Raw genomic sequence first — 18,607 nt, 5'->3', positions numbered from 1 at the left:
CGGAGGCATTCAGATGATCTATTGGCAGTTGTTTCTCGCGTTTTTTCGCATCGGCATTTTCGGCTACGGCGGCGGACCGACGATGGTCCCCCTGTTTTACGCCGAGTGCGTGCAGAAGTACAAATGGGTAAGTGAAGAGGATTTTACCGACAACCTGGCGCTGGCCAACGCCCTGCCCGGCCCGATCGCCACCAAGCTGGCAGCGTTTATCGGGTACCGGGTCAAAGGTTGGAGCGGCGCGCTGGTGGCCAACTGCGCGGTGGTGCTGCCCATCGTGCTGGTCATGATCGCGCTGCTGCAGGTGATTTACCAGTGGAAGGACGCGCCCGGCGTGTACGGGATGGTTCAGGCGATCCAGCCGGTGATCGCCGTCATGACCGGCGTGCTGACCTGGGATTTTTTGCAGAAGGGCTGGCAGGGAGCGGGCAACAAGAGCGGCGTCGCCCTCATGCTGGTCCTGTCGCTGGTGGCCCTGCTCTTCCTTGACCTGCACCCCGGCATTGTGGTGGGCATTGCCCTAGCCGGTTCGTTTGCCTATTCCACCTGGGTGCTGCGGAAGCGGAAAACGCCGGGCGGCAAGGAGGGGGCGGCATGATTTACCTGCAGCTGTTCTGGGCGTTTTTTATCTCCAACATTCTCGGCTACGGCGGTGGGCCGCCCAGCATCCCGCTGATCCAGAACGAGGTGGTCGACCACTATCACTGGATGACGATGAAAGAGTTCGGGGAGGTGCTGGCGGTCGCCAACGCCCTGCCCAGTCCGATCGCCACCAAGCTGGCGGGTTACGTCGGCTACCAGGTGGCCGGCGTGCCGGGGGCGGCGGTCGCGCTCCTGGCGACAATAGCGCCGACGGCTGTCGCCATGATCCTGCTGCTCAATTTCCTCAACGTGTTTCGCAACGCGCCGCAGGTGAAAGCGATGACCCAATCCGTCCGTCCGATTGTCACCGTGCTTCTGGGCACGATGACGTACGAGTTTTTCCTCGGAGCCGTGGAGGGCATCGGCTGGATGCAGACCGGCATCCTGGCCATCGCCTCCTTTCTCCTGCTGGAAAAGTGGAAGCTGAACCCTGCGCTTGTAATCGCCCTCTCCATGGGTTACGGGTTTTTCTTCATCGGCTAACGATTACAGTTGATCGGAGGTACACGTATGACACATTTTGACGCAATGGAGTACCCGTACGCGTCCCGGCGTATGACGACGTATGCGAAAAACGGCATGGTGGCCACCTCGCAGCCGCTTGCGGCGCAGGCCGGCTTGGACATCCTGAAAAAAGGAGGAAACGCCATTGATGCCGCGATCGCCACGGCTGCCTGCCTCACCGTGGTGGAACCGACGGGGAACGGCATCGGCAGTGACGCGTTTGCGCTCGTCTGGACCAACGGGAAACTGCACGGGCTGAACGCGAGCGGTCCCGCGCCGCAGGCCATTTCCATCGAAGCGGTGAAGGCGGCAGGGCACGAGACCATGCCTGCCTATGGCTGGATTCCGGTCACAGTGCCGGGGGCGCCGGCGGCATGGGCGGAACTGTCCCGCCGCTTTGGCCGCCTGCCGCTCGCGGACGTGCTGAAGCCGGCGATCGAGTACGCGGAAAACGGCTACCCGCTTTCCCCGACGCTGGCCCGCTACTGGGCGGCCGCCTTCAACAAATATTCCCAGGTGCTGAGCGGTGAGGAATTTGCCCCCTGGTTCGCCACCTTTGCACCGGACGGTCGGCCGCCGAAAGCGGGCGAGATCTGGAGGTCGCCCGGCCATGCCGAGACGCTGCGGCAGATTGCCGAGACGGGAGCGGAAAGCTTCTATCGCGGCGAACTGGCGGAAAAGATCGACGCGTTTTCCCGGCAGTGCGGCGGGTTCCTGCGCAAAGAGGATTTGGCAGCCTACCGGCCGGAATGGGTCAAGCCGATCAGCGTCAACTACCGCGGCTACGACGTCTGGGAAATTCCCCCCAACGGCCAGGGCCTGGTGGCGCTGATTGCCCTGAACATATTGAAGGGTTTTGCGTTCGGGGAAAAAGAGACAGTTGACACGTACCACAAGCAGATCGAGGCGATGAAGCTGGCGTTTGCCGACGGGTTCCGCTACATTACGCAGCAGGACAAGATGAGCGTGACCGTCGGGGAACTTCTCTCCGACCGGTACGCCGACGAGCGGCGCCACCTGATCGGTGAGCGAGCGCTCATGCCGGAACCGGGCGACCCTCGCTCCAGCGGAACCGTCTACCTGGCGACGGCAGACGGGGAAGGCAACATGGTCTCATTTATCCAGAGCAACTACATGGGCTTCGGCTCTGGCATCGTCGTGCCGGGAACGGGCATCGCGCTGCAAAACCGGGGCCACAACTTCTCGCTGGACCCCGCTCACGACAACCGCCTGGAGCCGGGAAAAAAGACGTACCACACGATTATCCCGGGCTTTTTGACCAAGGACGGCAAGGCGGTTGGACCGTTTGGCGTGATGGGCGGCTTCATGCAGCCGCAGGGGCACGTGCAGGTGGTGATGAACACGGTCGACTTTCACCTCAACCCGCAGGCCGCGCTGGACGCCCCGCGCTGGCAGTGGCTGGAAGGAAAAACGGTGGAGGTGGAGCGCCACTTCCCGGAACATATCGCGCTCGCCCTGGAACAAAAGGGTCACCGGATCAAGTGGGGATCGTTTTCGAGCAACTTCGGCCGCGGCCAGATCATCTGGCGGGACGAAAACGGCGTGCTGATCGGCGGCACCGACATGCGCACGGACGGCTGCGTTGCTGCGTGGTAAGCGTTTGGGACAGGCGGGAACCGGCAGATAACAGAAGACTGGCGAAGATCGCGTGGAGCGATAACAAAGCCAAAAGAACAGCATTGTTCTTTTGGCTTTCAGCATGTAGACAAAGTCCGTGGCGCATGGGTGATCGGGCCCGCTCGCTCTCTTGACGCCCAGCAAAGAAGTGGATGATGTCCGCTCCAAAACGCGACGCGGGCAGGGGGCAAACATCTGGGTGTTTCGACGAAGTGAGACTTGTGCCCCCTGTTTTTCCCCGCGTCTTTCGTTTTTTCGCTGAGCAGGTCGTCAAAGGAGCTCGCTTGGCCCATCCCTCCATGCGATGTACGTTGTCTTCAGCTTCGGTTGATGAATGTGCAGGCCATCCGGCATGGAAAAAATGGAAATTACTTCCCTGTGGACACTTACTAAATAAACGGTTTGTCTGCAATCTGAGCCAAAAGAACAGCATTGTTCTTTTGGCTTTTTTTTCGATACAGGCCGCTGTTTGGCAAATCCTCCGGGCTGTCCGAACCTTCCAGCAGCCGGACGCAAAAAAACGTCTCTGGGTCTTTTCGACCAAAAATTTTGGCAAACTTTGCAACCTTTTGCTTACAAATTCCGTCAATGACGGAGAAAACACCCACCCCAATTATTGGGAATCGGGAACGACAAAAGTCGAACGCATGTTTTCTTCACGAACTGCATCCTGGACGCGAGCGGGGCATGGCGGCCCTAACAGATGGCCAGAGGAACATGGAGGCGGCGTGAAAAAAACCTGGGGCTTTGCAACCAAAAAAATTATGAAATCTTGAAACTGACACTTGCAAATTCCGTAGATAATGGTGAAAACATCCATCACAATTAATTTTTGGAAAGGAGGGCATGCATTGCTGTCCCCGTTCGTGACCGTTCCCGTTTTTCTCATCATGGCCGTGTCCGTCTACACGGACCTTCGCCGACGCATGATTTACGACTGGCTCACGCTGCCGGGGATCGCGTACTTCCTCGTCGTTCATGCCATCGCCCACCCCGGTCAATGGATGACATATGCGCTGGGCGTGATCGTGTTGGGCGGGATTTCGCTAGTCATGGCAGTTGTCAGCAACGGCCAGCTAGGGGGAGGGGATATCAAGCTGTTTGCGCTTGTGGGTTCCGCTGTGGGGTGGCAGGCCGGGCTGCTGATTATGGGCCTTTCCTACATCATCGCGGGATTTGTCGCCATACCCCTGTGGGCGATCAGAAAAAGGCGGGCGGCAGCAGAAAAGTGGAAAGAGGTTCCGCTGGCTCCGTTCATCGCCGGGGGGACGATTCTGTTGTACATGGCGGCAGCAGCTGTCTGATCCACCCGAGGAGACGCCGTGTTGCGGCAAGCATTTTCCTTATTTTGTAATTTTATAATTGCTTCCGAAATCTTTCGACTATCCAAGGAGAGGGAATCATCTGCATGCTGGAATCCAAACGACGTGCCATTATTTTTCTCACATTATCCCTTTTGCTTGCAGTTCTGGCGGGCTTTCTGTTTCTGAAAAAAATCAAGGATATGAACGCGGAATTGGGGGAAATGGTGGAGATTTACGTGGCGAACGCCGACATTCCGTCCCGCTCGCTGATTCAGCCGGATCAGGTGACGACGCGGCCCATCCCGAAGAAATACGCGGATCAGTCCTACGTGACCGACAAATTGAGCCTGAAAAACCAGGTGACGGTCGTTCCCCTGTCCAAGGGCGACGTCATTACCAAAAACATTCTCAAGCCCGCCAACATCGTCCGGGACCAAAATCACCGTCTGATTACGGTGTATGCCGGGGGAAACGTCGTCTTCGATCAGGAACTGGAGGCGCTTGACCGCGTGGATGTCATCATCTCGCACCAGGTGAACGGTAAGCCGGTGACGGAAGTGTTCATGAAAGATGTGCTGGTGGCGATGGTGGCCAAGTCAGAGGGCAAGTTTAAAGGAGTGGCGTTGGAACTGCCGTTTGAGGACGTGCCCCGGTTCATCCATCAGCAGAACTACGCAGAGCTCATGCGGATCCTGAAGGCCAATGTCGGCAAAGGCGGAGCGGCCATTTCCGAGCCGTTTCAAGAAACGAAACCCGGCCAGGAGGAGACGCCTGGCGACAGCGCTGCGCCCGAAACCAAACCGGCCGAAAGTCCGACGGTAAAACCGGGGGCACAGGCGCCGCAGACACCTCCTGCGCCGTCGCCAAACGCGGGACAGCCCGCGATGCAGCAAGCAGGAACCAAAACCGGAGGGTAAGGCATGAAAACGGAACTCAACATTCTCGTCGTAGCCGATTACGATTCGGTGAAAGACCTGTTGCGGGAATGGCTCGCTCCTTACGAGCATGTGCAGTACACCACATCGCTGGAAGTGAAGAAAGAGATTGACCGGATTGGCCCCGATATCGTCCTGCTCGTGCAGCCTGAGGACGGGTCGGGCGTGGAACTGGTCCAGTATATACAGGCCGAGCTGCCCGAGGGCATTGTGATCTTTCTCACGGAAGAGCAGGATTTCGTCCTGCTACGGGATGTCGTCCGCGCCGGTGCGATTGAGTACATCGTGATGCCTGACGAACTGGCGCTGTTGACGGACCGGCTTGAGAAAATCTCCGAGCTGGCGCAGATACAGCAGCGGAAAAAGGGAGCGAACGCGTCCGGCAAGGCGTTGGTCCGCGGCCGGGGAAAAGTGTATTCCTTTTACAGCGGAAAAGGGGGCAGCGGCCGCACGCTGCTAGCCACCGGCTTTGCGCAGGCATTAAAACTGGAATCCACCGCCAGCGCCCTGCTGATCGACCTCAACCTGCAGTACGGCGGTGTGGAAACCTTTCTCTCATTGGACAGCAATCGCACGCTGGCCGATCTGATGCCGGTCATGCACGAGATGAACGAGAACCACATTCGCAATGTGGCACAGCGGGAACTCCATTCCAAGCTGGAAGTCCTGGTCAGTCCGCGTGATGCGGAAATAGCAGAGCAGATCCCGGAGGAATTTATCACCCGGTTAATCCGCGCCAGCCGCCGCAGCTACGATTTTGTCATTGTCGACCTGCCGGCGCACATGAACGAGCTGACCTACGCGGCGCTGACGGAGTCGGACCTGATCTGCTACGTGATGAATCTCGACACGCCTTCGGTTCAGATCTACCGGCTCGCGGAAGAGTTGTTCCGACGGCTTCGGATCGATACCGCAGGCAGGCTGGAAGTGGTCGTCAACCAGGTGGGCAGGGACAACGAACTGGCCGTTTCCGACCTGAAGGGGTTGATCACCGCCCCGATCACCGCTGAAATCAGCAGGGATCACCAGGGCGTTCAGGCGGCCGTCAATCAGGGCAAGCCGCTGCAAAAGGAAGCCAACGAGAAAAAGCTGTCTCCTGCGGCGAAGGACATTCGCAAATGGGTGCTCAGGAAATTGTCGTAAGGGGGGAGTTAGATGGCATTATTCCGACGCAGGGATGAAAAGACTCCGCCTGGCGATGAGGCGCCCCGGACCATCGCATCTTCGCTTGCGGCTCCTTCCTGCAATCCGTACCTGGACGAACTGGCGGAACATTACAAGGCGCGACTCTTGCGGGAGACCAACCTGGAACGGCTGACCAGCCTGCCGTCGAGCGAGATGCGCCTGGCGATTGAGCGCCTGGTATCCCAATACATGTCCGAAGAAAAGGTCGTCATCCCGCGAAACGAAAAGGAACTGCTGCTCACCCGCCTGATCAACGAATCCGTCGGTCTGGGCCCGCTGGAGCCGCTGCTGAACGACCCGGAGATCACGGAAATTTCGATCAACGGCCACAGCCAGGTGTACGTCGAGCGGAACGGCCGCCTGGAACTGACCGACCTGAAGTTTCGCGACGAGGAGCATCTGCGCCACATCGTCGACCGGATCGTGGCGCCGCTCGGACGGCGGATCGACGAAAGCTCGCCGATGGTGGACGCCCGGCTGAAAGACGGCAGCCGCGTGAACGCAGTGATTCCGCCGATCAGCCTGAATGGCACGCTGGTCTCGATCCGGAAATTCCGCAAAGAGCCGTACACCATGGATGACCTGATGAGGTTTGGCTCGTTCAACGAGGCGATGTCCCGCTTTCTGCAGGCGGTCGTGGAAGCGAAAATGAACGTGCTCATCTCCGGCGGCACCGGGAGCGGAAAGACGACGCTGCTCAATGCCGTAGCCTGCGCCATCCCCCACTATGAGCGCGTCATCACGATTGAGGATTCGGCAGAACTGAGGCTGGCCCACCCCAACTGCGTCGGGTTGGAGGCCCGCCCGCCCAACATGGAGGGAAAAGGGGAGATCACGATTCGCCAGCTCGTGAAAAACTCCCTGCGGATGAGGCCGGACCGGATCATCGTCGGGGAGGTGCGGGGCGCCGAAGCGTTTGACATGCTGCAGGCGATGAACACGGGGCACGAAGGATCGCTCACCACCGTTCACGCCAACTCGCCCCAGGATGCGTTTAACCGGCTGGAGGGCATGGTCGTGATGGCCGGCATGGATTTGCCGTCTTCCATCATTCGGGAGTACATTGTCAGCGCCCTCGACATCATCGTGCAGGTGATGCGTCTCTCAGACGGGAAGCGCAAGATCGTCTCCATTTCGGAGGTGGTAAAAACCGAAGAAAAACGCGTGGAAGTAAACGAAATCTTTCGCTTTCAGCGCACCGGCATCGGAAAAAGGGGGGAAGTGTTGGGGTACTTTACCGCAACCGGCGTCGTGCCCCGTTCGCTGGAAAGGCTGAGAACGTTTGGGATCGAGATAGACGAGTCGCTGTTTGCGGCAGGAGAGGTGAAACGACGTGAGCATCTCTATTCTGTTTAGTCTCTCCGTTCTGCTCGGAATATGGGGGATCTATGAATACCTGGGCTATCGGGCGAAAAAGACGGAATGGAAAAAACGGGTGGAAGAGTGGTACGAGGTCAAATCCCAGCGCAAAAGTTTTCTCCTCGAATGGGGGGATCGCTTCGACCGTACCCCCCATGCCAAGCAGATACGAAGCAAGCTGATCAAAGCAAACATTCCCCTTGCGCCTTCCGAGTATTACGGCATTTTGCTGGTTGGCGCGTTCGGGCTGGCCTTCTTTTTCAACAACGTCGTCGGGCTGCCGTTTCCTTACAATATCGCCGCCGGCTCTGCCTGCATGTACCTGCTGCAGAAGCTGCTGTTTCTCGTGCGGCGAAACAAGTACCAGGAGCGCTTGAACGACCAGCTGTCAGAGGTGTGCCGCCTGCTTGCCAACTCGCTGCGCGCAGGGCTGACGCTGACACAGGGGATCGAACTGGTGGCCAGGGAAATCCCGCAGCCAGCCGGGCAGGAGTTTGCGCGCATGGCGCGTGAAATGCGGTTGGGCGTCAATTTTGACAAGGCGCTCGCCGATATGGAAAAGCGCATTCCGACCCGGGATTTTCGGATCTTTGCGGCCACGCTGTACATCCAGCGGCGCGCCGGCGGGAACCTCAGCGAAGTGCTGCAGGAGATGGCACAAACGCTGGAGGATCGGCGAATCGTCAACCAGGAGATCAAGACGATGACCGCCGAACAGCGCTACGTCTCCATTCTGGTACCGATCATGCCGATCGCCCTGGTGCTGATGATGAACACGATCAACAAGGGGTTTATCGATCCGCTGTTCTCCGGCTTCGGACTGATCCTGCTGGCCGTGTTTATCCTGGGAACGATCCTGTCCTATCTGCTGGTCCGAAAAGTAACAAATATAAAGGTGTGAGACGATGGACGCGCTCATGGTCACCTGTTTGTTCTTATGTTTGCTTTTTTTCGCCATTTTTTTGAAAGAATCCTACCGCTATTCCGTCGAGAGGGAAAAGCTGCTCACCCACATTCACGAAACCACGGGAAGGCCGGGATACGAAATCCGCAAGCGGGAAACGACTTCCGAAAAGTGGTTGAAAAAACTGCTGCAGTACAGCGACGATTACGCGGCACTGGGGCAGAGGATCAACTTCTTCAGCGAGTCGCACGAGGTGGAGGAGTGGCTGCTGAAAGCGGGCCGCCCGTTGGATTTGAGTGTGGAACGCTTCCAGGGGACAAAAATCCTGCTCGCCCTGATTGGCGTCATCGTCGGCACCGTGTTCTTTGTCCTCGGCTTTCCGCTCGCCCCCTACGGCCTGGTCGTCTGGCCGATGGTCGGCTACTTTTTGCCGATCATCCTGCTGAAAAGAAAGGCGAGGGAGCGGCAGGAGCAGATTCGCTACGATCTGCCCGAATTTCTCGACACGGTAAGCGTGACGCTGCAGGCGGGCGTCAGTCTGGACCAATCGCTGCGCTCGGTAATCCAGTTTTTTCCCGGGCCGCTGCAGGAGGAGTTCGCCCGTTTCAATCAGGAGCTGGATCTGGGGGTGCCGCGGGAAAAAGCGTACGAGAATCTGCTGCGGCGCAATGACAACCCGGAGTTTCAAATGCTGATCAAAGCGCTGATACAAGGGATGCGCCTCGGCGTTCCGATCGCGGTCACGTTCAAAATCCAGTCCGAGAACATGCGGCGCATACGCAAGGAACTGATCAAGGAGAAAGCGGCGAAAGCCTCACCAAAAGTAACCCTGATCACCACATTCGTCGTCGCGCCCACCGCGATCGCCCTGATCGGCGGTTTGATGGTGCTAAACATCCTGGAGAACGCCACGATGTTTTCCGCATGGTAAGCAAATAACACATGGCCTTTAAAGGGGGTGATCCCTTTCTCAGTCTGGCAGTGTAAATAATCGGGAAGTTTGCAAGTATGCGGAATCAAAATCTTTTATATCCATGAAGGAGGATTTGTAACATGCTGACAAACACGATTCAAAAATGGTATGCCAAAATGCTGGTTTCCCTGAACAACCAAAAAGGGGCCCAGGCAATTGAGTGGATTGCGCTGGCCGGGGTGATTCTGGCGATTTTTGCGGCAATTCAGTTGTATTTTAATAAAGGTGAAACAAGCGTAGGGAATGCTATTTCCGAAACGCTGTCCAATATCATTAAAAAAATTGGTGAATAACGGATCAGGCGGTGAAGGTGCAGGCAAGACATCTTCATGCCTGCATCTATCTATACATAATGAGGCTTTACTTTTTAATTTTTGCAGATAAAGGGAGGTCGCTGTTATGAAGGCAAACGCGAATAAACTGCTCTCCGCCCTCCTGGCATGTTTGTTGGTCTTATCAGCCTGCTCATCCGATCAAGAGAAACCAGCTGATGCGCCAGACGATCCCACGCACCAACCTGCTGCGGATCATCAGACAGGAGAATCAACAGTTACGGAAATGCCAAAAAGCCGGGAAGAAAAAATACAGCTGCTCAAATCCATGATCCCGGAAGGCCTGACCAAGCTCCCGGAGACAGCAGAGGAGTTTTACAACCTGCCGCCGGGACGTTTTGCCGGTGTCCCGTATGGTCACCAGTATAAGGAAATCGAAAAGGTATTGCAGCAATTCCCAAACATCGAAAACCCGGATGTAGAAATACTCGATTTGTACTACCTCGCGCTGCTTGGGCTGTTTGCCGAAGATTACCCGGAACCGGAGGAGATCATCAACCAGATCAAACTGACCTCGTTTGGCAGCCCGGACATGGATGATCCGCGCTATCAGTTCAAGGAGCAGTACAACGTGATGATCGTGCTGGACGCAAGCGGCAGCATGGGTCATATGGCGGGTGGCAAGACGAGAATGGAAGCGGCCAAGGAAGCGATCCGCTCGTTTGCCGCCTCCCTTCCGGACGGTGCGCGGGTGGGACTGCGCGTCTACGGCCATGAGGGGACGGGGGCGGAAGCAGACAAAGCGCGCTCCTGCAGCAAAAGTGATGTGATGTACCCCTTGCAGGCGTACGACCAGCAAAAGCTGGACAGTGCGCTGGCACAGTTCAAGCCGGCGGGCTGGACGCCGATTGCCCTCGCCCTGGAGCAGGCGCAGAAAGATTTGGAGGCGTACAAAGGGGAGAAGAGCACCAACATCATCTACCTGGTCAGCGACGGGATTGAGACGTGCGGCGGTGATCCGGTACAGGTGGCCAAACAGTTGGCGGACTCTGACGTGACGCCGATCGTAAATGTTGTTGGCTTCGGAGTGGATGGAGAAGCACAGCGCCAGCTCAAAGCGGTAGCGGAAGCGGCAAAAGGCCGTTATGTGCTGATCCAGGATCAAAAGGAACTGGAGGAGGAATTTGAGCAGGCCGAAGAGATTGCCCGCAAGTGGAGGAAGTGGAAGGATGGCGCCTCTCATGATGCCTTTTCCAAGCATCTTTCTCAAGGATTGGAGATTCTTCGTTTTGGATTTGACTGGGGAAAAAAGGGAAGGCAAGAAAGCTATAATATTTTCTCTTCCTTTTTATACTTGGAAGGGAAAGAAATATTGGATAAAAGCACCATTACCAAACTGGAAGAGATCAAAAATAAACAAGACAAATTAATTCAGGAGCGACGAAACGAATTGGAGACGTTCCTTAAAAATTTGAACGATAAAACATACACAGAAGCCATTGAGGCGATCAACCAGCAGTATAACGAAAATGTAAAGAAATAGTAGCTGATTTCCCCCGCGGTTGCAGACCGCAAGGCCTGCACATTCAACCAAAGGTGGAAATAAAGTGCTGGGGTGGAGTGATGGGTTTCCTGCCCGCGTCGCGTTTTGAAGCGGACAGATCCACCTCGGTGCTGGTCTGCAAGCGAGCGAAAGGGCCCATCACCCATGCACTGCGGACTTTATCTACACGCTATAAGGAAGGTCGCTGTTATGAAGGCAAATGCGAATAAACTGCTCTCTGCCCTCCTGGCGTGTTTGCTTGTCTTGTCAGCCTGCTCATCCGATCAGGAGAAACAAGCCGATTCCAACGCGCCAGACGATCCCACGCACCAACCTGCTGCGGATCATCAGACAGGAGAATCAACAGTTACGGAAATGCCAAAAAGCCGGGAGGAAAAAATACAGCGGCTCAAATCCATGATCCCGGAAGGCCAAACCAAGCTCCCGGAGACAGCGGAGGAGTTTTACAACCAGCCGCCGGGGCGCTTTGCCGGTCTCCCGTATGGCAAGCAAGATAAGGAAATTGAAAAGATACTGCGGCAATTTCCGAACATCGAAAACCCAGATTCGGAAATCATCGAACTGTACTACCTCGCACTGCTCGGTCTGTTTGCCGAAGACTACCCGGAGCCGGAGGAAATCATCAACCAGATCAAGCTGTCCTCGTTTGGCAGCCCGGACATGGATGATCCGCGCTATCAGTTCAAGGAGCAGTACAACGTGATGATCGTGCTGGACGCAAGCGGCAGCATGGGCCATATGGCGGGGGGCAAGACGAGGATGGAAGCGGCCAAGGAAGCGATCCGCTCGTTTGCCGCCTCCCTGCCTGACGGTGCACGAGTAGGGTTACGGGTCTATGGCCATGAAGGGACGGGGGCGGAAGCAGACAAAGCGCGCTCCTGCAGCAAAAGCGATGTGATGTACCCCCTGCAGGCGTACGACAAGCAAAAGCTGGACAGTGCGCTGGCACAGTTCAAGCCGGCGGGCTGGACGCCGATTGCCCTCGCTCTGGAGCAGGCCCAGAAAGATTTGCAGGCGTACAAAGGGGAGAAGAACACCAACATCATCTACCTGGTCAGCGACGGGATTGAGACGTGCGGCGGCGATCCGGTACAGGTGGCCAAACAGTTGGCGGACTCTGACGTGACGCCGATCGTAAACGTCGTCGGCTTCGGAGCGGATGGAGAAGCGCAGCGTCAGCTCAAAGCGGTAGCGGAAGCGGCAAAAGGCCGTTATGTGCTGATTCAGGATCAAAAGGAACTGGAGGAGGAATTTGAACAGGCCGAAAAGATTGCTAACAAGTGGTGGAAGTGGAAAAGTGGTGCCACTCATGATGCAATTTCTAAATATCTATCTCAAGAAGGGGAGATTCTTCATTTTGGATTTACTTGGGATGCAAGGAGAAGACGGGAAAGCTTTAATTTATTCTCCGCCTTTTCTTACCTGAGTAGGGAGGTTTTAGATGAAAACACCATTGACAAATTGAAAGAGATCGAAAAAACACAAAATCGATTGATCCAACAGCGAGGAGACGAATTGAAAATGTTTCTTGATAATTTGAACAATAAAACATACACAGAAGCCATTGAGGCGATCATCCAGAAATATAGCGAAAATGTAAAAGAAGAGTAGCTGATTTCCCCCGCGGTTGCAGACCGCAAGGCCTGCACATTCAACCGAAGGTAGAAATAAAGTACCTGGCGTGGAGTGATGGGTCAAGCGAGCTGGCCCATCACCCAAGCGCTGTGGACATTATCTAAACGCTATAAGGAAGGTCGCTATTTATGAAGGCACAAGCGAATAAGCTTCTATCTGCTCTCCTGGCATGTTTGTTGGTCTTATCAGCCTGCTCATCCGATCAGGAGAAACAAGCCGATTCCAACGCGCCAGATGATCCCACGCACCATTCTGCTGCGGATCATCAGACAGGAGAATCACCAGTGGACACGCCAAAAAGCCGGGAAGAAAAAATACAGCTGCTCAAATCCATGATCCCGGAAGGCCTGACCAAACTCCCGGAGACAGCGGAGGAGTTTTACAAGCTGCCGCCGGGGCGTTTTGCGGGTGTCGCGTACGGTAAGCAGAGTGAGGAAATCAAAAAGGTACTGCGGCAATTCCCGAACATTGAAAACCCCGATTCGGAAATCATCGAGCTGTACTACCTCGCGCTGCTCGGGCTGTTTGCCGAAGATTACCCGGAACCGGAGGAAATCATCAACCAGATCAAGCTGTCCTCGTTTGGCAGCCCGGACATGGATGATCCGCGCTATCAGTTCAAGGAGCAGTACAACGTGATGATCGTGCTGGACGCAAGCGGCAGCATGGGCCATATGGCGGGGAGCAAGACGAGGATGGAAGCAGCCAAGGAAGCGATCCGCTCGTTTGCCGCCTCCCTGCCTGACGGTGCGCGAGTAGGGTTACGGGTCTACGGCCATGAGGGGACGGGATCGGAAGCAGATAAAGCGCGCTCCTGCAGCAAAAGCGATGTGATGTATCCCCTGCAGGCGTACGACAAGCAAAAGCTGGACAGTGCGCTGGCGCAGTTCAAGCCGGCGGGCTGGACGCCGATTGCTCTCGCCCTGGAGCAGGCGCAGCAAGATTTGCAGGCGTACAAAGGGGAGAGGAACACCAACATCATCTACCTGGTCAGCGACGGGATTGAGACGTGCGGCGGCGATCCGGTACAGGTGGCCAAACAGTTGGCTGACTCTGACGTGACGCCGATCGTAAACGTTGTTGGCTTCGGAGTGGATGGCGAAGCACAGCGCCAGCTCAAAGCGGTGGCAGAAGCGGCAAAAGGCCGTTATGTGCTGATCCAGGATCAAAAGGAATTGGAGAAGGAATTTGAGCAGGCCAAAGATATTGCCCGAAAATGGTGGAAGTGGAAAAATGGCGCCTCTCATGATGCCTTTTCCAAACATCTTTCTCAAGTAAAGGAAATTCTTCGTTTTGGATTGGCCTGGAATTCAAAGGCAAATCGGGAAAGCAATAATTTTTCCTCTGCCTTTTTATACATGGAAGGAAAAGAAATATTGGATAAAAGCACCATTGTCAAACTGGAAGAGATGGAAAAAGCACATTACAAATTGAGTCGGCAGCGAGGGCTCGAATTGGAGACGTTCCTTAAAAATTTGAACGATAAAACATACACAGAAGCCATTGACGCGATCAACCAGAAATATAACGCAAATGTAAAAGAAAAGAACTGATGCAAGGAGGAGCAAAGTTTGTGAGGAGTAGAGGAAGAAGAGCCTGGTTCGCTGGTATCTTCGCCTTGTTGATTCTGTTGATGAATGTATTCCCAGTGGTTGCAGTGGCGCGGCCGTACGTACCAAACCTGGGAGGGGGAACGTATGATGTTCCCAAACTGCCAGTTCCCGATTTGCAGGCTCCCCAATGGGACGTGCCAAAATTGGAAGCACCGCAATGGGACGTGCCGCAACTGGACGTACCGAAATTGGAAGCACCGCATTGGGATGTTCCGCAATTAGACGTACCGAAATTGGAAGCACCTCGATGGGACGTACCGCAACTGGACGTGCCGAAATTGGAAGCACCTCGATGGGACGTACCTGACTTGCAGCCGCGAAACGGCACAGTACCCACATTGAAGCCTCCTACCATGGATGTGCCAGATCTCCGCCCGCCTAACATCAGCGTGCCTGACCTAACGCCCCACAGTCTGAAGCAGGACGGGCGGTCAGCTAAACCCCAGCCCTTTACCGAGACATTAGCATACAAGTTGGCGGAGTTGTCCTACAAGGAGATCATTGGCGGGACTCTCAACTATTCCAAAGAACTAGTGGAAAGAGGAACGGTAACGGCTGGGCAGGCAGGAGCCAGCTATGGCAAAGTTTTATTCAGAGTTGGCGTAAAAGGACTTGATATCGCCCTCCAGGATACACCGTATAGCGATCTGCCTGGACTCACGTTGGATGGTCTGGATGCCAAAGGGGCGTATGACAGTTACAAATTTGTTTTTCAAAGATATGCACCCGCTAATGCTGGTACTGTACGAGTGCCTGGCGTTGTAACTGGCTTAAACGTCGCTGTTGCAGCAATCAGTTTGCCATTTGACTTCTTTAACATGGTCGGCCAATTTAGGCAGGCGTACGATCCCGATTTGGGTGAGGAAAAGCAGAATGAGAAGTTTGTGGACGGGATAGGCAACCTGGGAAGCACATTGATGGACATAGGGGTGATCACCTCCACTATTCCTGGATGGCAGGCAATAGCATTTGCATGTGTCGCGACAGGGTTCGTACTCTGGGCAGGAGCCCGATTGGTGAAATGGTACAACAAAGCCTCGGGAGGAGCGCTGTCAAAACGCATCAGCTCGGTTCGCAAAGGTATTGGCAAGGTACTTGGATGGTTTTCCTCTTAACGGAGGAAGCGGCACTGCTCAATGACCGATGTAAAAAATGAAACAAGCTTTTGAAGAGAAAAACAGGGAGATTCTGCAGGATGAAGTATTTGCCATACTGCGCATCCCTTAAGCGGACAGGAACACAGGAGGTGCAGTTCAATGAATCCGCTGAAAGAAAGCATACGCTTTTACGCGCGACATATCGAAGCGCTGCTGCTTCTGTCGGGTGTGATTCTGCTGCCGTTTTTGCTGGTTCATAATGTTACGATCAATTACGTCAGTTTTCTGGCTGCGCTGGCCGGAGCCCCGGTCGTGTCCAGTTTTTACAACTTATTTCTGATGCTTGTGTTTTTGACCGTTGTGCAGATTGTGTTTGTCCAATACGTGAAAAGCCAACTGGAGGGGGAGGAACGGCCGCTTCGCCATGCGTTCCGTACCTTCTTTGAGAACGGCTTCTCCGTGTTTCTGTTCGGGATCGTCTATGCGCTGGCAGTGTGTCTGGGGATGGTGCTGTTTGTCGTGCCGGGGGTGGTTCTCTTGATCCTGTTTTGCCTTACGCCGTTTCTGGTCGTGCTGAAAAAGAGATCCCCCTGGAAATGCATGCGTTCCTCCTTTGAACTGGCAAAGCGGCATTTTGTGCCGCTTCTCGGCCTGATTCTGCTGGCAAGTGCCGTCCAGTGGCTGATCAGCATGGCCGGGTTTGCCTCCGTCATCTACATTACGACCAGTTTTGGGGCGGTCTGGTTTACGCAGCTTTTGCTCAACGTGATCGTATTCCCGCTGATCACCGTAATTTTCACCATGTATACCCATCAATGGATCAGCGAACCAAGCGAGGTAAAAGGGTTGGAACCAGTGGAAGGCTAGCATCAATTAGGTGAAAGGAGCGAAATGTCGTGTCGCAGCGGTTTTGGAACATTGCAGGAGTCATCATGTATGGTGTCATGCTGCCGCTTTCTTGTCTCTTTATCGTATTGGGGGAGCCGATTCCATTCGCGCTCTTTGCAATCTGGATAACCTTTCCATTTATTGAACAGTCGGCTATGGAGCAGCTTCGCCGAAAAAATGCGCAGTGATAATGCTCCAATCATTGCGGAGGGAAGGTGTGTAACATGTCCAAGTCGGTACAAAACTGGCAGCGTTTTTGGAAGTTCATGGTGATCTACTTTTATGCCTTAATCGTTCCCGCCACTGCTTTGATGGCGATTATCCGGAAAGAATTTCCCCTTGATTTGCTCATTCTTGCGGCTGTGTTGCCGTTTATCAAGCGAAATCACCTGAATCTCGTCAAAAAGAAACATGCGACAAACTAGATTCGCCAACGACTGAAACGGTGTGATCAAGGGAAGAGGGGAGCGGACTGCTGATTGATTTTTGCGAAAAAAGGAAGGTTTCGGCTATGAAGGCACACGCGAATAAGCTGCTCTCTGCCCTCCTGGCGTGTTTGCTTGTCTTGTCAGCCTGCTCATCCGATCAGGAGAAACCAGCTGATCCCAAAACGTCAGGTGCCCCCACGCACCATTCTGCTGCGGATCATCAGACAGGGGAATCTACAGTGGACACGCCAAAAAGCCGAGAGGAAAAAATACAGCTGCTAAAATCCATGATCCCGGAAGGCCTGACCAAACTCCCGGAGACAGCGGAGGAGTTTTACAAGCTGCCGCCGGGACGCTTTGCCGGAGTCCCGTATGGCCATCAAAGTGAGGAAATCAAAAAGGTACTGCGGCAATTCCCGAACATCGAAAACCCGGATTCGGAATCATCGAACGACAAAACACACAAAGAAGCCATTGAGGCGATCAACCAGCAGTACAGCAAAAACGTGCAGGCACAGTAACAAATCGACGGGAGAACAAAGGTGTGCGAAGGCAGCAGCCAGCAAACGGAGGTGACATTACAAATGAGGAAATCAATCCGCTGTCTGAACAATGTAAAAGGCTCTGTCACCGTGGAGTTTCTCGGGATTTTGCCGCTTGTCTTTCTCATTCTGCTGATTCTCTGGCAGTTTTTAACCGGTGTCTACGCCGTCATCATCGCCCAGTCGGCTGCAAATGAGGCGGCCAAAGTATATGCTGTCACGAGAAATACAAACGAGGCGATGAGCGCAGCGGAGCGAATTGTACGTTCTGCTGGAGGGGGCATTTCCTATGACAGCGGCGATTCACACATTTCCGATGAAGGCAGCTACTTTACGGCGAGAATCGGTGTCAATCTCGACCTGTTTTTCATTCCTGACGTAATCAAACAGCACATGGCGGAGAAAGACAAAGTCATTTCGCTTGGCCGCGAGGTACGGGGACGGGTGGTTCATTGAATGGAACAGGTGAAACAGCTGCTTGGCAACCAACGGGGTAATATGACTGTTTTTGTTCTGACGATTTTTTTCTTTTTGTCTCTTGTCATGTTCACGCTGCTTTTCAACATGTCCACGATCTTTGTGGACAAGGAAGTGGCAGCCAACAGCGCGCAGCAGGCGAGCATCGCAGCCGTGCAAATCATTTACGAAGAGGCGGAGGAAGCCATCCGTGAATACGACAGTTCCATAGCTGGCATGCTGGACCCGGACTTTATCATGGTGAAAGTCGATTTGGAAACGATGCGGCTGCGCAGCATTCATCCTGATTGGTCGGAAAGCGAGGTCCGCTACCGTGCCATTGATAACGTGCTGCTTTCACATGTACCGGCAAATGGTGTGCTGTATGGTTATCTCTATCAAGGTTTGGAGTCTGCACAACGGAAAATTCGCGAAGCAGCAGGAGAAATTTTGCAAGCCAACGGTGCGACGCGCAGCGGATCGGTCGTCACCATGTTTGACAGCGACATGCGGATTGAGGTGGAGACATCGGTCCGGTACCAGAGCGATACTTTTGGATTGGCATTTCTAAACACGGTTACGGAAAAGGTGAAGCAGACGGCGAAAAGCAGGCGGATCGCTTTTGCCGAAGTAATGGGATGGGGCGGAAAACGCATCACCTTGTAAGCATG

Annotated in this window: 21 protein-coding genes; all 21 read left to right on the top strand. The window is 54.7% G+C overall.

Translation table 11 applies throughout. From position 1 onward, the window contains the following. The first annotated feature begins 13 nt into the window (after positions 1 to 13). The 21 genes from Q7F15_RS18045 (at position 14) to Q7F15_RS17945 (ending at position 18,602) form a co-directional block, all read left to right on the top strand. On the top strand, positions 14 to 595 hold the full coding sequence (locus tag Q7F15_RS18045) for a chromate transporter (protein ID WP_304414764.1): 582 nt from the start codon (positions 14 to 16) through the stop codon (positions 593 to 595). Then, positions 592 to 1,122, top strand: coding sequence for a chromate transporter (locus Q7F15_RS18040; RefSeq protein ID WP_171567429.1), 531 nt, complete (start codon positions 592 to 594; stop codon positions 1,120 to 1,122). The genes Q7F15_RS18045 and Q7F15_RS18040 overlap by 4 nt, the downstream gene beginning before the upstream one ends. Positions 1,123 to 1,149: 27 nt before the next feature. Continuing rightward, positions 1,150 to 2,760, top strand: a complete 1,611-nt coding sequence (locus Q7F15_RS18035; protein ID WP_304414763.1) for a gamma-glutamyltransferase family protein — start codon at positions 1,150 to 1,152, stop codon at positions 2,758 to 2,760. 233 nt (positions 2,761 to 2,993) lie between these two features. Continuing rightward, a complete protein-coding gene (locus Q7F15_RS18030; RefSeq protein WP_304414762.1) occupies positions 2,994 to 3,557 on the top strand; it encodes a hypothetical protein in 564 nt (187 codons plus the stop codon). 75 nt (positions 3,558 to 3,632) lie between these two features. Beyond that, positions 3,633 to 4,085: a prepilin peptidase gene (locus Q7F15_RS18025; RefSeq protein WP_253264331.1), complete on the top strand. Its 453-nt coding sequence runs from the start codon at positions 3,633 to 3,635 to the stop codon at positions 4,083 to 4,085. Between the two features lie 104 nt (positions 4,086 to 4,189). Then, positions 4,190 to 5,002 (top strand): flagella basal body P-ring formation protein FlgA, encoded by an 813-nt coding sequence (locus Q7F15_RS18020; RefSeq protein ID WP_171567431.1) that lies wholly within the window; start codon positions 4,190 to 4,192, stop codon positions 5,000 to 5,002. Positions 5,003 to 5,005: 3 nt separating this feature from the next. Then, the gene (locus Q7F15_RS18015) at positions 5,006 to 6,163 is read left to right on the top strand and encodes a CpaE/TadZ family protein (RefSeq protein ID WP_212132226.1); all 1,158 of its coding nucleotides are present in this window, start codon (positions 5,006 to 5,008) and stop codon (positions 6,161 to 6,163) included. A gap of 12 nt (positions 6,164 to 6,175) precedes the next feature. Continuing rightward, a complete protein-coding gene (locus Q7F15_RS18010) occupies positions 6,176 to 7,561 on the top strand; it encodes a TadA family conjugal transfer-associated ATPase (protein WP_171567433.1) in 1,386 nt (461 codons plus the stop codon). Further along, positions 7,539 to 8,465, top strand: a complete 927-nt coding sequence (locus Q7F15_RS18005) for a type II secretion system F family protein (RefSeq protein ID WP_171567434.1) — start codon at positions 7,539 to 7,541, stop codon at positions 8,463 to 8,465. The genes Q7F15_RS18010 and Q7F15_RS18005 overlap by 23 nt, the downstream gene beginning before the upstream one ends. Before the next feature lie 4 nt (positions 8,466 to 8,469). After that, a complete protein-coding gene (locus Q7F15_RS18000; protein ID WP_171567435.1) occupies positions 8,470 to 9,399 on the top strand; it encodes a type II secretion system F family protein in 930 nt (309 codons plus the stop codon). Between the two features lie 122 nt (positions 9,400 to 9,521). After that, entirely contained in the window at positions 9,522 to 9,734 is a 213-nt protein-coding gene (locus Q7F15_RS17995) for a hypothetical protein (protein WP_171567436.1), read from the top strand. Positions 9,735 to 9,840: 106 nt separating this feature from the next. After that, on the top strand, positions 9,841 to 11,256 hold the full coding sequence (locus Q7F15_RS17990) for a vWA domain-containing protein (RefSeq protein WP_171567437.1): 1,416 nt from the start codon (positions 9,841 to 9,843) through the stop codon (positions 11,254 to 11,256). 210 nt (positions 11,257 to 11,466) lie between these two features. Next, positions 11,467 to 12,888 (top strand): vWA domain-containing protein, encoded by a 1,422-nt coding sequence (locus tag Q7F15_RS17985; protein WP_304414761.1) that lies wholly within the window; start codon positions 11,467 to 11,469, stop codon positions 12,886 to 12,888. Between the two features lie 308 nt (positions 12,889 to 13,196). Next, positions 13,197 to 14,465 (top strand): vWA domain-containing protein, encoded by a 1,269-nt coding sequence (locus Q7F15_RS17980; protein ID WP_304414760.1) that lies wholly within the window; start codon positions 13,197 to 13,199, stop codon positions 14,463 to 14,465. Positions 14,466 to 14,485: 20 nt separating this feature from the next. Then, positions 14,486 to 15,640 (top strand): hypothetical protein, encoded by a 1,155-nt coding sequence (locus tag Q7F15_RS17975; protein ID WP_171567441.1) that lies wholly within the window; start codon positions 14,486 to 14,488, stop codon positions 15,638 to 15,640. Positions 15,641 to 15,781: 141 nt separating this feature from the next. Next, complete coding sequence (locus tag Q7F15_RS17970; protein ID WP_171567442.1) at positions 15,782 to 16,489, top strand: YciC family protein; 708 nt, start codon at positions 15,782 to 15,784, stop codon at positions 16,487 to 16,489. Between the two features lie 29 nt (positions 16,490 to 16,518). Beyond that, on the top strand, positions 16,519 to 16,698 hold the full coding sequence (locus Q7F15_RS17965) for a hypothetical protein (protein ID WP_171567412.1): 180 nt from the start codon (positions 16,519 to 16,521) through the stop codon (positions 16,696 to 16,698). A gap of 36 nt (positions 16,699 to 16,734) precedes the next feature. Beyond that, on the top strand, positions 16,735 to 16,935 hold the full coding sequence (locus Q7F15_RS17960; RefSeq protein WP_171567443.1) for a hypothetical protein: 201 nt from the start codon (positions 16,735 to 16,737) through the stop codon (positions 16,933 to 16,935). A 242-nt stretch (positions 16,936 to 17,177) separates the two neighbouring features. After that, on the top strand, positions 17,178 to 17,459 hold the full coding sequence (locus tag Q7F15_RS17955; RefSeq protein ID WP_171567444.1) for a hypothetical protein: 282 nt from the start codon (positions 17,178 to 17,180) through the stop codon (positions 17,457 to 17,459). 63 nt (positions 17,460 to 17,522) lie between these two features. Continuing rightward, positions 17,523 to 17,936 carry a TadE family protein gene (locus Q7F15_RS17950; protein ID WP_171567445.1) on the top strand — a complete coding sequence of 138 codons (414 nt, stop codon included), beginning with the start codon at positions 17,523 to 17,525 and terminating at the stop codon, positions 17,934 to 17,936. Beyond that, on the top strand, positions 17,937 to 18,602 hold the full coding sequence (locus Q7F15_RS17945) for a Tad domain-containing protein (protein WP_171567446.1): 666 nt from the start codon (positions 17,937 to 17,939) through the stop codon (positions 18,600 to 18,602). Positions 18,603 to 18,607: the final 5 nt, after the last annotated feature.

It is taken from the genome of Brevibacillus aydinogluensis, from assembly GCF_961514395.1.
Lineage (GTDB): Bacteria > Bacillota > Bacilli > Brevibacillales > Brevibacillaceae > Brevibacillus > Brevibacillus aydinogluensis.
This window is presented reverse-complemented; position numbering and strand designations above follow the sequence as displayed.